The organism is Agromyces sp. Root1464, assembly GCF_001427265.1.
Lineage (GTDB): Bacteria > Actinomycetota > Actinomycetes > Actinomycetales > Microbacteriaceae > Agromyces > Agromyces fucosus.
Genome location: NZ_LMFU01000003.1, coordinates 1 through 16,789, shown reverse-complemented (window position 1 = coordinate 16,789; position 16,789 = coordinate 1). Strand labels below are relative to the sequence as shown.

Annotated in this window: 15 protein-coding genes; 13 read left to right on the top strand and 2 right to left on the bottom strand. The window is 69.4% G+C overall.

All coding sequences use genetic code 11. From position 1 onward, the window contains the following. Nucleotides 1-42 precede the first annotated feature (42 nt). The 12 genes from ASD23_RS15705 (at nucleotide 43) to ASD23_RS15650 (ending at nucleotide 13,909) form a co-directional block, all read left to right on the top strand. Nucleotides 43-909, top strand: a complete 867-nt coding sequence (locus ASD23_RS15705) for a glutamate ABC transporter substrate-binding protein (protein WP_056013501.1) — start codon at nucleotides 43-45, stop codon at nucleotides 907-909. A gap of 68 nt (nucleotides 910-977) precedes the next feature. After that, nucleotides 978-1,625 carry an amino acid ABC transporter permease gene (locus ASD23_RS15700; protein ID WP_056013498.1) on the top strand — a complete coding sequence of 216 codons (648 nt, stop codon included), beginning with the start codon at nucleotides 978-980 and terminating at the stop codon, nucleotides 1,623-1,625. Further along, nucleotides 1,622-2,548 carry an amino acid ABC transporter permease gene (locus ASD23_RS15695; RefSeq protein WP_056013493.1) on the top strand — a complete coding sequence of 309 codons (927 nt, stop codon included), beginning with the start codon at nucleotides 1,622-1,624 and terminating at the stop codon, nucleotides 2,546-2,548. Before ASD23_RS15700 ends, ASD23_RS15695 begins: the two co-directional genes overlap by 4 nt. Before the next feature lie 37 nt (nucleotides 2,549-2,585). Next, nucleotides 2,586-3,626, top strand: coding sequence for a phenylalanine--tRNA ligase subunit alpha (gene pheS, locus ASD23_RS15690; protein ID WP_056013489.1), 1,041 nt, complete (start codon nucleotides 2,586-2,588; stop codon nucleotides 3,624-3,626). 3 nt (nucleotides 3,627-3,629) lie between these two features. After that, nucleotides 3,630-6,155 carry a phenylalanine--tRNA ligase subunit beta gene (gene pheT, locus ASD23_RS15685; RefSeq protein ID WP_056013486.1) on the top strand — a complete coding sequence of 842 codons (2,526 nt, stop codon included), beginning with the start codon at nucleotides 3,630-3,632 and terminating at the stop codon, nucleotides 6,153-6,155. 388 nt (nucleotides 6,156-6,543) lie between these two features. After that, nucleotides 6,544-7,587 (top strand): N-acetyl-gamma-glutamyl-phosphate reductase, encoded by a 1,044-nt coding sequence (argC, locus tag ASD23_RS15680; protein WP_056013484.1) that lies wholly within the window; start codon nucleotides 6,544-6,546, stop codon nucleotides 7,585-7,587. Then, nucleotides 7,584-8,735, top strand: a complete 1,152-nt coding sequence (gene argJ / locus ASD23_RS15675) for a bifunctional glutamate N-acetyltransferase/amino-acid acetyltransferase ArgJ (RefSeq protein ID WP_056013479.1) — start codon at nucleotides 7,584-7,586, stop codon at nucleotides 8,733-8,735. Before argC ends, argJ begins: the two co-directional genes overlap by 4 nt. A gap of 2 nt (nucleotides 8,736-8,737) precedes the next feature. Then, complete coding sequence (gene argB, locus ASD23_RS15670; protein WP_056013477.1) at nucleotides 8,738-9,640, top strand: acetylglutamate kinase; 903 nt, start codon at nucleotides 8,738-8,740, stop codon at nucleotides 9,638-9,640. After that, on the top strand, nucleotides 9,637-10,824 hold the full coding sequence (locus tag ASD23_RS15665; RefSeq protein ID WP_056013474.1) for an acetylornithine transaminase: 1,188 nt from the start codon (nucleotides 9,637-9,639) through the stop codon (nucleotides 10,822-10,824). Before argB ends, ASD23_RS15665 begins: the two co-directional genes overlap by 4 nt. A 33-nt stretch (nucleotides 10,825-10,857) precedes the next feature. Continuing rightward, nucleotides 10,858-11,787 (top strand): ornithine carbamoyltransferase, encoded by a 930-nt coding sequence (gene argF, locus ASD23_RS15660; protein ID WP_056013471.1) that lies wholly within the window; start codon nucleotides 10,858-10,860, stop codon nucleotides 11,785-11,787. Continuing rightward, nucleotides 11,787-13,295 carry an argininosuccinate lyase gene (argH, locus tag ASD23_RS15655; RefSeq protein WP_056013468.1) on the top strand — a complete coding sequence of 503 codons (1,509 nt, stop codon included), beginning with the start codon at nucleotides 11,787-11,789 and terminating at the stop codon, nucleotides 13,293-13,295. Before argF ends, argH begins: the two co-directional genes overlap by 1 nt. After that, entirely contained in the window at nucleotides 13,292-13,909 is a 618-nt protein-coding gene (locus ASD23_RS15650; protein ID WP_056013465.1) for a DNA-3-methyladenine glycosylase, read from the top strand. The genes argH and ASD23_RS15650 overlap by 4 nt, the downstream gene beginning before the upstream one ends. 39 nt (nucleotides 13,910-13,948) lie before the next feature. Here the strand turns inward: ASD23_RS15650 and ASD23_RS15645 are convergent, their stop codons facing one another. Both ASD23_RS15645 and ASD23_RS15640 read right to left on the bottom strand, forming a co-directional pair. Next, nucleotides 13,949-14,551 (bottom strand): hypothetical protein, encoded by a 603-nt coding sequence (locus ASD23_RS15645; RefSeq protein ID WP_056013461.1) that lies wholly within the window; start codon nucleotides 14,549-14,551, stop codon nucleotides 13,949-13,951. Continuing rightward, entirely contained in the window at nucleotides 14,548-15,153 is a 606-nt protein-coding gene (locus tag ASD23_RS15640; protein WP_056013458.1) for a hypothetical protein, read from the bottom strand. Before ASD23_RS15640 ends, ASD23_RS15645 begins: the two co-directional genes overlap by 4 nt. Nucleotides 15,154-15,260: 107 nt before the next feature. On the opposite strand from ASD23_RS15640, the gene tyrS reads away from it, so the two are divergent. Next, entirely contained in the window at nucleotides 15,261-16,562 is a 1,302-nt protein-coding gene (gene tyrS, locus ASD23_RS15635) for a tyrosine--tRNA ligase (RefSeq protein ID WP_056013455.1), read from the top strand. Nucleotides 16,563-16,789 lie beyond the last annotated feature (227 nt).

The window sequence follows — 16,789 nt, the reverse complement described above, 5'->3', positions numbered from 1 at the left end:
ACGAGCGGCGAGGAACCACCACACAGGAGAAGAGGCAGAGACATGAAACGCATGAGATTCGCACTCGTCGCAGCAGCTGCGGTGTCGGCGCTCGCGCTTGCCGGCTGCGCCGGCGGCGGCGGGGAGGCCACCGAGGAGCCGACGGCTGAGCCCGCGCCCACGTTCGCGGCCGGCAGCACCATGGAGAAGCTGTCCGAGGCCGGCAAGGTGACGATCGGCACGAAGTTCGACCAGCCGTTGTTCGGTCTCGTCGGCCCCGACGGCGTGCCCGTCGGATTCGACGTCGAGATCGCCAAGATCATCGCGAGCGAGCTCGGCATCGACGAAGAGAACATCACCTGGACCGAGACGGTCTCGGCGAACCGCGAGCCGTTCATCGAGAACGGCCAGGTCGACTTCGTCGTCGCCACGTACACGATCAACGACAAGCGCAAGGAAGTCATCTCCTTCGCCGGGCCGTACTACATGGCCGGCCAGTCGATCCTCGTGCTCGCCGACAACGACGACATCAAGAGCGAAGACGACCTCGTCGGTCAGCCGGTCTGCTCCGTCACGGGTTCCACCCCGGCCGCGAAGCTCGCCGAGATCGGCGCCGAGCCCGTGCTCACCGACACGTACTCCAACTGCCTCGAGCCGCTCCGCAGCGGCGCCGTCGTCGCAGTGTCGACCGACAACGTCATCCTCGCGGGTCTCGCGGCCCAGAACGAGGGCGAGTTCAAGGTCGTCGGCGAGCCGTTCACCGAAGAGCCCTACGGCATCGGCCTGACGAAGGACGACACCGACTTCCGCATGTGGATCAACGACGTGCTCGAAGAGGCCTACGCAGACGGCCGCTACGAAGAGGCGTGGAACTCCACCGCCGGAACCGTGCTGCCGTACGTCGAGCCGCCGGCTCCCGACCGCTACTGATCGGAACGCGGCCCGGGGCGAGCATCGTCCGGGCCGCGTGCCCTCCCCACTGACCGGAACGGAGACGCGTGGACGCCGTCATCGAGAACCTGCCGACGTACTGGCGCGGCTTCAGCATGACCTTGCTGCTGCTCGGCGTGAGCGGCCTCTCGGCGCTCGTGCTCGGCACGATCATCGCGGCGATGCGCATCTCGCCGGTGGCCTCACTGCGCGGCTTCGCAACGGTCTACACCGAGCTCGTGCGGAACACCCCGCTGACCCTCGTGCTCTTCTTCTGCGCGGTCGTGCTGCCCATCCTCGGATCGCGGCTCGAATTCGCAACGGCGGCGATGATCGGCCTCGCGGTCTACACCTCACCGTTCGTGGCCGAGGCGCTGCGGTCGGGCATCAACGGCGTGCCGATCGGGCAGGCGGAGGCCGCGCGGAGCGTGGGCCTCGGTTTCGGACAGACCGTGGGCCTCATCGTGCTGCCGCAGGCCTTCCGCATGACGATCCCGCCGCTCATCAACGTCTTCATCGCCCTCACGAAGAACACCTCAGTCGCGGGCGCCTTCTTCGTCTTCGAGCTGTTCGCCGGCACGCGTGAACTCGCGAACGCGAACGGCGATGCCGTCATCGCGATCCTCCTCGGTGCAGCGACCTTCTATCTTGCGATCACCATCCCGCTCGGTGCGGTCGCAGCCCAACTCGAGCGCAAATGGGTGGTGCAGCGATGAGCGGAACGAGCGTCCTCTTCGACGCCCCGGGCCCGAAGGCGCGTCGTCGGTCGCTGATCTCGTCGATCGTCGCCGGCGTCCTCATCCTCGCCGGCCTCGCCTGGATCGTGATGACCCTCGCGGCGCCGCGCGAGAGCGGCGGCATCACGCTTCCCGGCTACTTCGACCCGAGTCGATGGGACATCTTCGCCGACCCCGCCTTGTGGAGCCGCATCCTCACCGCCGGCGTCTGGGCCACGCTCAGTGCGGCGCTCACGGCATCGGTGTTCGCGATCGCACTCGGCATCCTGCTGTCGCTCATGCGGAGCTCCGCCATCGCGTGGATCAGGATCCCCACCGCGGTCGTGCTCGAGTTCGTGCGCGGCATGCCCGTGCTGCTCATGATGCTCTTCATCCTCCTCGTGCTGAACACCGGTGCCTTCTGGGCGGTCGTCGCGGCGCTCTCGCTCTACAACGGCGCGATCATCGGAGAGGCGCTCCGAGCAGGGCTCGCCGCACTGCCGCGCGGGCAGCGCGAAGCCGGACTCAGCCTCGGCATGCGTCCGTTGCAGTCGAAGATGCTCGTCGAGTTCCCGCAGGCGTTCCGCCAGATGCTGCCGATCATCGTCGCCCAGCTCGTCGTGCTCCTGAAGGACACCTCGCTCGGAGCGATCGTCGGCTACGTCGAGCTGCTGCGGTTGAACATGTACCAGCTCGCGACCTTCTACGGCAACCGATACCTGTTCTCGTTCTTCATCGTCACCCTCGTGCTGTACCTGATCATGAACCTCTCACTGTCGTGGTTCGCACGCTGGCTCTCGAAGCGCACGGCATCGAAGTCGAGCGGGACGAAGCTCGATCCCGACAACCCGAATCAGGCGATCCTGGTCGCCGAGGCGTCGGCGGCGGCGCGGCAGATGGGGAACGCTCCCGGCAGGATCTGACACGGGGCGTCGCATCGCGCCGGTAGACTCGGTTCTCGTGTCCGAGCCCCGTGAAATCACCGAGAGCGCCGTCCAGACGGCGGTCGATGCAGCCCTCGCGGCCATCGCATCGGCCGGCGACTCCGCCGCGCTGAAGCAGGTCCGCACCGAGCACACGGGCGAGAAGTCCGCCCTCGCGCTCCTGAACGCCGAACTCCGCAACGTCCCGAACGAGCAGAAGGCCGCACTCGGCAAGCTCGTCGGGGGTGCCCGCGGCCGGGTGAACCAGGCGTTCGCCGCCCGCGAGTCCGAGATCGTCGAGGCCGAGGCGGCCGCACAGCTCGCGGCCGAGACGGTGGATGTCACGGCGCTCGCGTCGCGATACCGGCCGGGCGCGCGGCATCCGCTCTCGCTGCTGCAAGACCGGGTCTGCGACGTGTTCACCGGCATGGGCTGGGAGGTCGCCGAGGGTCCAGAGGTCGAGAGCGAGTGGTTCAACTTCGACGCGCTCAACTTCGACGCCGACCACCCGGCGCGCGCCATGCAGGACACCTTCTTCGTCGACCCGCCCGAGTCGCACCTCGTGCTCCGCACCCACACGAGCCCGGTGCAGATCCGCTCGATGCTCGAGCGCGAGCTGCCGCTCTACGTGCTGGCACCGGGCCGCGTGTACCGAACCGACGAGTTCGACGCCACGCACCTGCCCGTGTTCATGCAGTTCGAGGGCGTCGCCGTCGACAAGGGCCTCACGATGGCGCACCTGAAGGGCACCCTCGACCACTTCGTGAAGTCGATCTTCGGCGACGAGGCGAAGATCCGCCTGCGCCCGAGCTTCTTCCCCTTCACCGAGCCGTCGGCCGAGCTCGACTTCTGGCACCCGACCTTCAAGGGCGGCGCTCGCTGGATCGAGTGGGGCGGCTGCGGCATGATGCACCCCAATGTGCTGAGGGCGGCCGGCATCGATCCCGAGGTCTACACCGGGTTCGCGTTCGGCATGGGCATCGAGCGCGGGCTCATGCTCCGCAACGACGTGCAGGACATGCGCGAAATGGTCGAGGGAGACATCCGCTTCTCCCAGCAGTTCGGAATGGTGGTCTAGAAGATGCGAGTTCCACTGAGCTGGCTCGCCGAGTACGTCGAGCTCGTGCCCGGCACGACGCCTGAAGACGTGCACGCCGCACTCGTCAAGGTCGGCCTCGAAGAGGAGGACGTGCACACGTTCGACCTCGAGGGCCCGATCGTCGTGGGCGAGGTGCTCGAGTTCGTCGAGGAGCCGCAGTCCAACGGCAAGACGATCCGCTGGTGCCAGGTGCGCGTCGCCCCCGAGGGTGAGACGGCGGCCGACGGCGGCGACGCCGTGCACGGCATCGTCTGCGGTGCCCGCAACTTCTTCGTCGGCGACAAGGTCGTCGTGACGCTGCCGGGCGCCGTGCTGCCCGGCCCGTTCCCGATCGCCGCCCGCAAGACCTACGGTCACGTCTCCGACGGCATGATCGCCTCGGCGCGCGAGCTCGGCCTCGGTGAAGACCACGACGGCATCCTGCGGCTCTCGACGCTCGGCATCGACGCACCCGTCGGCACCGACGCGATCACGCTCCTCGGCCTCGACGACGCCGCGATCGAGATCAACGTCACGCCCGACCGCGGCTACGCGTTCTCCATCCGCGGTGTCGCTCGCGAGTACGCGCACGCCACGGGGGCCCGCTTCCGCGACCCCGTCGAGCAGGCTGTGCCGGCGGATGTCTCCGATGACGCGTTCTCCGTCGTGATCGACGATGCGGCTCCGATCCGCGGCAAGATCGGCTCCTCGGTCTTCGCCACGCGCATCGTGCGCGACGTCGACGCCTCCCGCCCGACGCCGGCGTGGATGATCGCACGGCTGAAGCTCGCCGGCATCCGCTCGATCTCGCTGCTCGTCGACATCACGAACTACGTCATGCTCGAGCTCGGCCAGCCGATCCACGGCTACGACCTCGACCAGCTCCGCGGCGGCATCGTCGTGCGGCGCGCCACGGTGGGGGAGAAGTTCACCACGCTCGACGGCAAGGAGCGCACGCTCCACGTCGAAGACCTCGTCGTCACCGACGACCGCGGCCCGATCGGCCTCGGCGGCGTCATGGGCGGCGCGGAGACCGAGATGGGCGACGAGACGCGCAACGTGCTCGTCGAGGCCGCCAACTGGGACCCGGTGTCGATCGCGCGCACCGCACGTCGCCACAAGCTGCCGAGCGAAGCGGCCAAGCGCTACGAGCGCGGCGTCGACCCCGAGATCGCGGCCGCGGCCGTCTCCCGTGTCGCGCAGCTCATGGTCGACCTCGCCGGCGGCACCGCCGATGCAGGCGGCTCGCTCATCTCGACCGCGCCGGCGCGCGAGGCGATCCTCCTTCCCGCGGGCTTCGTCTCGTCGATCATCGGCGTCGAGTACACCGAAGACGAGGTGCACGATGCCCTCGCCGAGATCGGCGGCGTCATCACCGCCGTCGACGGCGGCTTCTCGGTCGTGCCGCCGGCCTGGCGACCCGACCTGACCGGCCGCGAAGAGCTCGCCGAAGAGGTCGCCCGCCTGATCGGCTACGACCGCATCCCGTCGGTGCTTCCCGTCGCGCCGCCCGGTCGCGGGCTCACCCGCTCCCAGCGCCTGCGCCGGCGCACCGCTGACACGCTCGCCGCAGCCGGATCGGTCGAGGTGCTCTCGTTCCCGTTCGTCTCCGAGGCCGACAACGCCGTGTTCGGCAGCGCCGACGGTGCCCCCGTGGCATCCGTGCGCATCGCGAACGCCCTCGACCAGACGGTGCCGTTCCTGCGTCGTTCGCTCGTGCCCGGCCTGATCGGCGCCGCGCGTCGCAACCTCTCGCGGGGTCTCACCGACCTCGACCTGTTCGAGATCGGCACGGTGTTCCTGCCCGAGCCGGGGCGCAGCTACGGGTCGCTCGAGCTGCCGGCGGGCAACGCGAAGCCGAGCGACGAGCTGCTCGCGGCGCTCGACGCCGGCATCCCGCCGCAGCCGCGCCATCTCGGTGCGCTCATCCTCGGCGACACCGTGGCGAAGCAGCCGGGTCAGCCCGCGGTTCCGGCCGGTATCGCGGATGCGCTCGACATCGTGCGCCAGGTCGAGCTCGCGACCGGTGCCCGTATCGACGTTTCGCAGGGTTCTCACCGGGCGATGCACCCCGGACGCACGGCCGAGCTGCGCGTCGACGGCACGCTCGTCGGCTTCGCCGGTGAACTGCTGCCGGCGCTCGCGATCGAAGCCGACCTGCCACGCGTCGTCGCGGTCGTCGAGCTCGATCTCGACGCCGTCATCGCGCTGACCGATGCCGCTCTGGAGGCGCGCACGATCGACACGATGCCCGCCGCGACGCAGGACCTCTCGCTCATCGTGCCCGTCGGAGTCGCGGCCGCGGAGGTCGCCGCGGCGATCCGCGAGGGAGCGGGCGCGCTGCTCGAGCAGCTCTCGATCGTCGACGACTACCGCGGCCAGGGCGTGCCCGCCGACGCGAAGAGCCTGACGTTCGCGCTCAGGTTCCGCGCCGACGATCGCACATTGACGGCCGCGGAGGCGAGCGAGGCGAAGCTCGCCGGTGCGGCGCTCGCGAACGAGCGCTTCGGGGCGACCATCCGCGAGTGAACCCTGTCGCCTGATCCGCTGATCGCGCGCGATTCCGAGGAGATCTACGATTCAGAGGGTGATCGAGCTCCGATCCGCCCTCGGAATCGCAGATCTCCTCGTTTCGGAGATGGCCGCGACGCCAGCCGGTCATGCGTTTGCGCAGCGCGACCTGCCCCGGCTAGGGTCGCTTGTATGTCCGCCGCTCGGTTCGCAGCCCCCGCACGCATCTCGCGTGTCGTCGTGGTGCGCAGCCGACGTCGTGGCGAGCGCCGACTCTAGGCGACCCCGGCATGCGGCAACGAAGCCGAAGCAGGTGTCGCCGGAGCCATCCCTCGACCTCCTCGACCATTCAGGTCGTGAGCGTCGCCGGGAGTCACTCGACCACTCCGACCTTTAAGGTGGAACCATGACGTTCACCGTCGCCGTTTCCGGCGCGTCCGGCTATGCCGGAGGCGAGATCCTTCGCCTCCTCGCCGATCATCCCGATTTCGACGTGCGCACCGTGACCGCGCACTCCAACGCCGGCCAGCCGCTCATCGCGGTGCAGCCGCACCTGCGCAGCTACACGCACCTCACCCTGAAGGACACGACGGCCGAGAACCTCGCCGGTCACGACATCGTGTTCCTCGCGTTGCCGCACGGGGCTTCCGGTGCGATCGCCGCGCAGCTCCCGGCCGAGACCCTCGTCATCGACTGCGGTGCCGACCACCGCCTCGAGAGCAAGTCCGATTGGGCCGCGTTCTACGGTGGCGACTTCCACGGGGCGTGGACGTACGGCGTGCCCGAACTGCCGCGCCTGTCGGGCACGCAGCGCGACCGGCTCGCGAAGACGAAGCGCATCGCGGCCCCGGGCTGCAACGCGTCGACCGTCGCACTGTCGCTCGCGCCCGGCATCCGCGCCGGGGTCATCGAGGCATCCGATGTCGTGTCGGTGCTCGCGGTCGGCCCCTCCGGAGCCGGCAAGAGCCTGAAGGCGCACCTGCTCGGTTCCGAACTCCTCGGATCGGCGAATCCCTACTCGGTGGGCGGCGTGCACCGGCACATCCCCGAGATCCAGCAGGCACTGCGCTGGGCGGGGGGTGGCAACCCGACCATCTCGTTCACTCCGGTCATCGTGCCGATGTCGCGGGGCATCCTCGCGACGTCGACGGCGCGCATCGTGCCCGGCACGGATGCCTCGGCGGTCCGTGCCGCGTGGGAGGACGCCTATGCCGGCGAACGCTTCGTGCAGTTGCTGCCCGAGGGCCAGTTCCCGCGCACCGCCGACGTGCTCGGCGCCAACACCGCGCTCCTCGGTCTCCAGGTCGACGAGAACTCGGGCCGCGCCGTCGTGGTCGCTGCCGTCGACAACCTCGTGAAGGGCACCGCGGGTGCCGCCATCCAGTCCGCGAACATCGCACTCGGGCTCACCGAGTCGACCGGGCTGCCCGTGAACGGAGTCGCCCCGTGACCGTCACCCAACCGCAGGGATTCGAAGCCGCCGGCATCGCGGCGGGCATCAAGCGCTCGGGAGCACTCGACCTCGCACTCGTCGTGAATCGCGGCCCGGCGCAGGAGGCCGCAGTCGTCTTCACCTCGAACCGCGCGCAGGCGAACCCGATCATCTGGTCGAAGCAGGTCGCGGCAGACGGCATCGTCTCGGCGATCGTGCTGAACTCCGGCGGCGCCAACTGCTTCACCGGCGCCGAGGGCTTCCAGGTCACGCACCGCACAGCCGAGGCCGTCGCGTCGGGCCTCGGCATCGCGGCCGGCGACGTGCTCGTCTGCTCGACCGGTCTCATCGGCGACCAGCTCGACGGCGAGGTGCTCGAAGAGGGTGTCGTCTCGGCGATCGCCCGTCTCTCGACCGACGGCGGCGACGACGCGGCTCGCGCGATCATGACGACCGACACGACGCCGAAGCAGGTCGTCGTCGAGGGTGACGGCTGGTCGATCGGCGGCATCGCGAAGGGCGCGGGCATGCTGGCACCCGGCCTCGCGACGATGCTGGTGGTCCTCACGACGGATGCCGCGTTGCCGGCCGGTGCCCTCGACCTCGCGCTCCGCTCCGCCACGCGCGTGACCTTCGACCGGCTCGACTCCGACGGCTGCATGTCGACGAACGACCAGGTCTCGTTGCTCGCCTCCGGTGCCTCGGGCGTCACGCCCGATCTCGCAGAGTTCACCGCGGCCCTCACCGAGGCCTGCCGGAGCCTCGCGATGCAACTTCAGGCGGACGCCGAGGGCGCGAGCCACGACATCGCGATCGAGGTCGTCGGTGCGGTGACCGAAGACGATGCGGTCGAGGTCGGCCGTTCCGTCGCCCGCAACAACCTCTTCAAGGCGGCGATCTTCGGCAACGACCCCAACTGGGGCCGGGTGCTCGCCGCGATCGGCACCACGAGCGCGCCGTTCGACCCGTACCTCGTCGACGTCTCGATGAACGGGGTGCGCGTCTGCCACGCCGGTCGCCCTGACGCCCCGCGCGATCAGGTCGACCTCACGCCGCGTGCCACGCACGTGCTCATCGAGCTGCATGCCGGCGAGGCATCCGCCACCATCTTCACGAACGATCTCACGCACGACTACGTGCACGAGAACAGCGCCTACGCGAGTTGAGCATGAGCGACGAGACAGAATCAGAAGACACGAACGACGCCGCCGCGAAAGCCCAGGTGCTCATCGATTCGCTGCCCTGGCTGAAGCGATTCCACGGCGAGACGATCGTCGTAAAGTTCGGCGGCAACGCCATGGTCAGCCCCGAGCTGCAGCGGGCGTTCGCGGAAGACATGGTCTACCTGCGGTACGCGGGCATCAAGCCGGTCGTGGTGCACGGCGGCGGCCCGCAGATCTCGGCGATGCTCGAGCGGCTCGGCATTCCGAGCGAGTTCCGCGGCGGCTACCGCGTGACGACGCCCGAGACGATGGACGTCGTGCGCATGGTGCTCTCGGGCCAGGTCAACCGTGAACTCGTCTCGCTCATCAACGAGCACGGGCCGCTGGCGTCGGGCCTGTCGGGCGAAGACGCCGGGCTCTTCACGGGTCGACGGCGCGGCGCGGTCGTCGACGGCGAAGAGGTCGACCTCGGGCTCGTCGGCGACGTCATCGCCGTCGACCCGGCCGCGGTGCTCGCCGAGCTCGACGCCGAGCGCATCCCCGTGGTCTCCTCGATCGCACCCGACGGCGACGTCACCGGGCAGTCGCTCAACGTCAACGCGGACTCGGCAGCAGCATCGCTCGCGGTCGCGCTCGGCGCGGCGAAGCTCGTGATCCTCACCGACGTCGCGGGCCTCTACCGCGACTGGCCGAACCGGGACTCGCTCGTCTCGGTCATCGACGTGCCCTCGCTCATCGAACTGCTGCCGAGCCTCGAGTCGGGCATGATCCCGAAGATGGCTGCGTGCCTCGAAGCCGTCGAGGGCGGTGTCGCGAAGGCCGCGATCATCGACGGCCGCGTGCCGCACTCGATCCTCCTCGAGGTCTTCACGCAATCGGGCATCGGCACGGAGGTGGTGGCGGCATGAACGACTGGCAGCTGCGGTTCGACCAGCGCATCATGCGCTCCATCGGCATGCCGCTCGCGAAGCTCGAGCACGGGTCGGGTGCGTGGGTGACGGATGCCGCGGGCACGACGTACCTCGATTTCCTCGCCGGTATCGCGGTCAACTCCCTCGGCCACGCGCATCCCGTCTTCGTCGAGGCGGTGACGGCACAAGCGTCGAAGCTCGCGCACGTGTCGAACTACTTCACGACCGAGCCCGCGCTCGAACTCGCCGAGCGGCTCGTGCGCCTCGCCGGTGCCGGGCCCGACGGGCGCGCCTGGTTCGGCAACTCGGGCGCAGAAGCCAACGAGGCGGCGTTCAAGCTCGCCCGCCTGAACAACTCCGGCGGCGCGCGCACCCGCGTGATCGCGCTCGTCGACGCCTTCCACGGGCGCACGATGGGGTCGCTGGCCTTGACCGGCAAGCCGCACATGCGGGCGCCGTTCGAGCCGATGGCCGGGGGAGTTGAGCACATCCCCGCCACGATCGAGGCCCTCGAGGCATCCATCGACGACGCGGTCGCGGCCGTCTTCGTCGAGCCCATCCAGGGCGAGGCCGGCGTCGTCGAGCTCCCGCCGGGCTTCCTCGAGGCCGCGCGCGAGCTGACGCTCCGCCATGGCGCGCTGCTCGTCATCGACGAGATCCAGACCGGTGCCGGGCGCACCGGCGAGTGGTTCGGATTCCAGCACGCCGGCATCACGCCCGACGCGATCACTGTCGCGAAGGGCATCGGCGGCGGCATGCCGATCGGCGGCCTCATCACCTTCGGCCGCGCCTCCGGGCTCTACCAGAAGGGCCATCACGGATCGACGTTCGGCGGCAATCCGCTCGCGACCGCCGTCGCGAACGCCGTGCTCGGCGAGATCGAGCGCGCCGGCCTCGTCGACAACGCCGCCGTGCGCGGCCCGCAGTTGCGCCGGCGCATCGAGGCGATCGGTTCGCCGCTCGTCGAGGGCACGCGGGGCCGCGGACTCCTCGTCGGCGTGGCGCTCTCCGCGCCGGTCGCCGGCGACGTCGTCGCCCACGCCATGCGTCACGGCCTGATCGTGAACGCCGCCAACGACACCACCATCCGCATCGCGCCGCCGCTCATCATCGGCGATGCCGAGATCGACGAGTTCGAGACGCGCTTCACTCGCGCCCTCGCCGATGCTCACCCGTACTGACCCGACCGACCTCCCCACGAACGGACGCACCACATGACCCGCCACTTCCTCCGGGACGACGACCTGACCCAGGCCGAGCAGACCGAGATCCTCGATCTCGCGGAGCAGCTCAAGGCCGACCGCTGGTCGCAGACGCCGCTCGCCGGCCCGCAGACCGTCGCCGTGATCTTCGACAAGTCCTCGACGCGCACGCGCGTGTCGTTCGCCGTCGGCATTGCCGACTTGGGCGGCTCGCCGCTCATCATCTCGACCGCGAACAGCCAGCTCGGCGGAAAGGAGACCCCCTCCGACACCGCTCGCGTGCTCGAGCGCATGGTCTCGGCGATCGTGTGGCGCACCTATGCCCAGTCGGGGCTCGAAGAGATGGCCGCGGGCACCACGGTGCCCGTCGTCAACGCGCTCTCCGACGACTTCCACCCGTGCCAGCTGCTCGCCGACCTGCTCACGATCCGCGAGCACAAGGGCCGGCTCGCCGGGCTCACGCTCACCTTTCTCGGCGACGGCCGAAGCAACATGGCGCAGTCCTACCTGCTCGCCGGCGCCACCGCGGGCATGCACGTGCGCGTCGCGGCTCCGGCGGAGTTCGCCCCCGAGGCATCCGTCGTGGCCGATGCCGAGCGCATCGCGGCGACCACCGGCGGTTCCGTCGCCGTCGTCACCGACGCTCGCGAGTCCGTCACGGGCGTCGATGTCGTCGTCACCGACACCTGGGTGTCGATGGGCAAAGAAGAGGAGAAGGCGCATCGCGTCGCCACCTTCGGCTCATACCAGGTCGATGCCGAACTCATGTCGCTCGCGGCATCCGATGCCGTGTTCATGCACTGCCTGCCCGCCGATCGCGGCTACGAGGTGAGTGCCGACGTGATCGACGGCCCGCAGTCGATCATCTGGGACGAGGCCGAGAACCGCCTGCACGCGCAGAAGGCGCTGCTCGTATGGCTGCTCGCGAGGAAGGACGCCTGATGAGCGACGTGAACGGCACCGACGACCACACTCGCGCCGACGACGCGACCGACGCGCACGGCACCAACGAGGGCTCGCTCTGGGGCGCTCGATTCGCGAGCGGTCCGTCGCCCGAGCTGCAGCGGCTCTCGAAGTCCACCCACTTCGACTGGCAGCTCGCGGGCTACGACCTCGCGGGATCCCGTGCGCACGCTCGCGCACTCGCTGCGGCGGGGTATCTCGAAGCCGATGAGCTGGAGGCCATGCTCGCCGGGCTCGACACCCTCGAGGGCCGAGTGATCTCGGGCGAGATCGTCGCAAGCGATGCCGATGAGGACGTCCACGGGGCCCTCGAGGCGGCGTTGATCACGATCGTCGGCCCCGAGCTCGGCGGCAAGCTCCGCGCGGGCCGCAGCCGCAACGACCAGATCGCCACGCTCGTGCGCCTGTACCTGAAAGACCATGCGGCGACCATCGGGCGCGACCTCGTGCACCTCATCGACGCGCTCGCCGCGCAGGCCGATGCGCACCGCACCGCGATCATGCCGGGGCGCACGCACCTGCAACACGCGCAGCCTGTGCTGCTCGCCCACCACCTGCTCGCCCACGCGTGGGCGCTCTCGCGCGATCTCGAGCGGCTCGTCGACTGGACGAAGCGAGCGGATGTCTCGCCATACGGCGGGGGAGCCCTCGCCGGGTCGACGCTCGGTCTCGACGCGGCATCCGTCGCCCGCGACCTCGGCCTCGCCCGTCCCGCCGAGAATTCCATCGACGGCACCGCGAGCCGCGACGTCGTCGCCGAGTTCGCGTTCGTGACGGCGATGATCGGAATCGATCTCTCGCGATTCGCGGAGGAGATCATCCTCTGGAACACCCGGGAGTTCGGCTTCGTCACGCTGCACGACGGCTACTCGACCGGGTCGTCCATCATGCCGCAGAAGAAGAATCCCGACATCGCCGAGCTCGCGCGGGGCAAGTCGGGCCGTCTCATCGGCAACCTGACAGGGCTCCTCGCGACGCTGAAGGCGCTGCCGCTCGCGTACAACCGCGACCTGCAGGAGGACAAGGAGCCCGTCTTCGACTCCGTCGAGACGCTCGAGGTGCTGCTGCCGGCGTTCACGGGAATGGTGGCGACGCTGACCTTCCACACCGAGCGCATGGCCGAGCTCGCGCCTGCCGGGTTCTCCCTGGCCACGGATGTCGCGGAGTGGCTCGTGAAGCGGCGGGTGCCGTTCCGCGACGCCCACGAGATCACCGGCGCCCTCGTCCGGTACGCCGAGGAGCACTCGCTCGAGCTCGACGAGGTCGACGACGCAGCCCTCGCGACGATCTCGCCGCACCTCACGCCCGAGGTGCGGGAGGTGCTGACGGTCGAGGGATCCGTCGCGAGCCGCGACGGCATCGGCGGCACGGCGCCGGTGCGCGTCGCCGAGCAGTTCTCCCAGCTCGCCGACCGCGTGCGGCATCTCGTCGGGAGCCTCCCTGAGGCGCACAGCCCGGCGGCGCACAGCGCGGAGGCGCGCAGCTGAGCGGACTCGTCACCCCCGACCGGGAGTTCTTCGCACAGGACCCCGTCGTGCTCGCACCGCTCCTCCTCGGAGCGGTGCTGAGCTACGACGCCCCCGACGGACGGGTGGCGATCCGGCTCTCGGAGGTCGAGGCGTACCGAGGCGTCGGCGAGGATCCCGGTTCCCATGCATTCCGTGGCCGCACCCCGCGCAACGAGGTCATGTTCGGTGCGCCGGGGCACCTGTACGCGTACTTCAGCTACGGCATGCACGTCTGCCTGAACATCGTCGCCCGGCCCGCCGGAACCTCGTCGGGCGTCCTGATGCGCGGGGCCACGATCGTCGACGGACTCGAGCTCGCGAGGAGCCGTCGGCCCGGTGTGAGCGATCGCGACCTCGCCAGGGGCCCCGGCAGGCTCGCGAAAGCCCTCGGAGTGCCGCTGGAGGCGGGCGGCAGCGATCTGCTGTCCCCGCCGTTCGCGCTGCAAGTGCCTGCGTCGCCCCTGCATTCCGCGAGCGGCCCGCGCACGGGCGTCGGCGGTGAAGGCGGCGGGTCGCAGTACCCGTGGCGGTTCTGGCTCCCCGGCGACGAGGGCGTCTCGCCGTACCGGCGCCACAAGCTCGCCGCGGAGTGAGCAGCGCGGGCGCGCGACATCCGCTGCGCTCGACGAGGCTCAGCTCAGCGCGAGATGCACGACGAGTGCGCCCGCGCAGGCCCAGATGAGGCTCGCGAAGGTGCCGATGATGAATCGTTCGCGCGCTTCAGGTGCCTCGAGTTCCGTGAAGCGCCCCACGCCCTTGATCGCGACGACGATCGCGAGCGCTTCCGGGAATCCGGCGATGATCGCGCCGGCCGAGGCGACGCGTTCGAGCACGCCGATCGTGAGCCCGCCGCGCAGCACCTCGCGCCTGGTGGCGGCCTGCACGCCGCGATGCTCCTCGTCCGCCGACCGTTTCTCGGCGACGATGATGCCGCCGTGGAGGCCGGGTGCGACGGTGCCGCCCATCGCGAGGTCGAGCGCCGTGGCCGCGGCCGGGCTGCCGCCGAAGACGGCGACGGTGAGGCCGAGCACGGTGATGAGGGGGGCCAGGCCGAACTGGGCCGGCCCGGTCGCCGATGCCGCTGCGAGCAGCGCGACGCCGAGCGTGCCCGCCGCGAACCAGATGTAGGCACGGCGCGGTCGCAGGTAGGCGAGCACCGAGAGTGCCGCTGCGGCGACCAGTGCCATCACCAGGGCGGACCAGGTGATGGCATCGGCGATGACGAAGAGGTTCATGCGCGGGCTCCCGTCGAGCTGTCGAGGTTCTCGAGCAGCCTAGCGAGCGCCGGCACGGCGTCGAGCTCCGCACGGATATTGGCCGACTTCATGCGCGAGCTGATCGCCGGCGCGCTCACGCCGAGCTCGTCGGCGATCTGCGACTGCATGGCACCTGCCACGATGCGGTCGTAGACCTCCCAGCCCTGTTCCGATCTGCGCTCGCGCAGGAGGAGGGCGAGCTTGAACAGCGACTCGACGTGTTCGGCATCGTCGTGCGCCGCCTCGATTGCGAGCCGGGGCGAACTCTTCTTCGCACGCTCGACCGCGTCGCGAGCGGCGAAGAACGCCTCTCCGCTCGCCTCCCGGATGTCCGACGGAAGCGGGTCCCGCACGTCACCGCATCCGATGCCGACGCTCCAGGCGCCGTCGCGGGTGAGTTCGAAGACGACCTCCACGACAGTGCGAGCGTCGCGGGTGAGCAGCTGGATCTCGTCTCCGGCGTTGCGCGCGACCGGCAGGAGCAGCTTCTCGCCGTGGTCGCGCTGGATGCGGTCGCGCTCGGCGCCGGCGAGATCGGCGTTCGTGCGGCTCGCGACCTGGTCTGCGGTGACGACGATCATGTGGCTCCTTCAGGTTGCAGCCTTCATGTGGTAGTGAATAAGCATACAACATTAATCACGAATCGGTTAGAGATGGAACCTAATCCACTCGCTGATACCCTGACGGAGTGTCAGACCCAGTGATCCTCGAATCCCAGCAGAACGACGCCTCCTTCGCAGACGTCTGGGAGGAGCTCGTCTGGCGCGGCCTCGTGCACGTGTCGACCGACCAGGCTGCGCTGAAAGAGCTGCTCTCGGGCGAGCCGATCACGTATTACTGCGGGTTCGACCCGACAGCACCGAGCCTGCACCTCGGCAATCTCGTGCAGCTGCTGACGATGCGCCGTCTTCAGCTCGCCGGTCACAAGCCGCTCGGCCTCGTCGGCGGTTCGACGGGCCTGATCGGCGATCCTCGGCCGACGGCCGAGCGCACGCTGAACACGAAGGAGACCGTCGCCGAGTGGGTCGGCTACCTGCAGGGCCAGGTCTCGCGGTTCCTCTCGGGAGAGGGCGACAACGCGGTTCGGCTCGTCAACAACCTCGATTGGACCGGCGGGCTCTCCGCCATCGACTTCCTGCGCGAGATCGGCAAGCACTACCGCGTCGGCACGATGTTGAAGAAGGATGCGGTGGCGTCGCGCCTGAACTCCGACGCCGGCATCAGCTACACCGAGTTCAGCTACCAGATCCTGCAGGGCTTCGACTACCTCGAGCTCTACCGCCAGTACGGCTGCGTGCTGCAGACGGGCGGCAGCGACCAGTGGGGCAACCTCACGAGCGGCACGGATCTCATCCACAAGGTCGAGGGCGCGAGCGTTCATGCGATCGGCACCCCCCTCGTCACGAACTCCGACGGCACGAAGTTCGGCAAGAGCGAGGGCAACGCCATCTGGCTGGATGCCTCGATGTGCAGCCCGTACGCGTTCTACCAATTCTGGCTCAACACCGACGATGCCGACGTGATCTCGCGCCTGAAGATCTTCACGTTCCTCAGCCGGGAGCGCATCGAGGAGCTCGAGTCCCTCGTCGCGACCGAGCCGTTCAAGCGCGAGGCGCAGAAGGTGCTCGCGACCGAGGTCACCACCCTGGTGCACGGGGCGGAAGCCACGCAGGCTGTGATCGATGCATCGCGCGCGTTGTTCGGCCAAGGTGATCTCGCCGCGCTCGACCCCGCGACCCTCGAGGCCGCGCTTCGCGAGCTTCCGAATACCACGGCGGCGACGGATGCCTCGATCGTCCAGCTCCTCGTCGACACCGGGCTCGTTTCGAGTCAGAGCGAGGGCCGGCGCGCTGTTGCCCAAGGTGGAGTGTCGCTGAACAACGTGCGCATCGACGATGACGCCGCGACGCTCGACGGCTATGTCGAGGCCGGCGGCATGGCCGTGCTGCGCCGGGGCAAGAAGACCCTCGCGGGGATCTTCGTCGGATAGTCGCCGCAGACCTCGTTCCGGGCCCCGGTCATTCATGTCGATGAGTGCCCGGGGCCTTGTGTTTTAGGGGTTTGTGGGTGCGACACGCCCGGGTTGCATGGGTGATTTGCGGTTGGTTGTGGTGTCCGCGTAAAGTAATCCTTCGTTGCCCCACAGGAGCGCAGAGCGGGATTGCTGAGATGCGTCTGGTTCTGATCCTCAAGTTGGCACGATGATCCCAAGCTTGT

Excerpts from the sequence above, each read along its gene's own strand:
- ASD23_RS15705 (WP_056013501.1), top strand. The coding sequence starts at position 43 with ATGAAACGCATGAGATTCGCACTCGTCGCAGCAGCTGCGGTGTCGGCG.
- ASD23_RS15695 (WP_056013493.1), top strand. The coding sequence starts at position 1,622 with ATGAGCGGAACGAGCGTCCTCTTCGACGCCCCGGGCCCGAAGGCGCGT.
- pheT (WP_056013486.1), top strand. The coding sequence starts at position 3,630 with ATGCGAGTTCCACTGAGCTGGCTCGCCGAGTACGTCGAGCTCGTGCCC.
- argC (WP_056013484.1), top strand. The coding sequence starts at position 6,544 with ATGACGTTCACCGTCGCCGTTTCCGGCGCGTCCGGCTATGCCGGAGGC.
- argB (WP_056013477.1), top strand. The coding sequence starts at position 8,738 with ATGAGCGACGAGACAGAATCAGAAGACACGAACGACGCCGCCGCGAAA.
- ASD23_RS15665 (WP_056013474.1), top strand. The coding sequence starts at position 9,637 with ATGAACGACTGGCAGCTGCGGTTCGACCAGCGCATCATGCGCTCCATC.
- argF (WP_056013471.1), top strand. The coding sequence starts at position 10,858 with ATGACCCGCCACTTCCTCCGGGACGACGACCTGACCCAGGCCGAGCAG.
- argH (WP_056013468.1), top strand. The coding sequence starts at position 11,787 with ATGAGCGACGTGAACGGCACCGACGACCACACTCGCGCCGACGACGCG.
- ASD23_RS15645 (WP_056013461.1), bottom strand. The coding sequence starts at position 14,551 with ATGAACCTCTTCGTCATCGCCGATGCCATCACCTGGTCCGCCCTGGTG.
- ASD23_RS15640 (WP_056013458.1), bottom strand. The coding sequence starts at position 15,153 with ATGATCGTCGTCACCGCAGACCAGGTCGCGAGCCGCACGAACGCCGAT.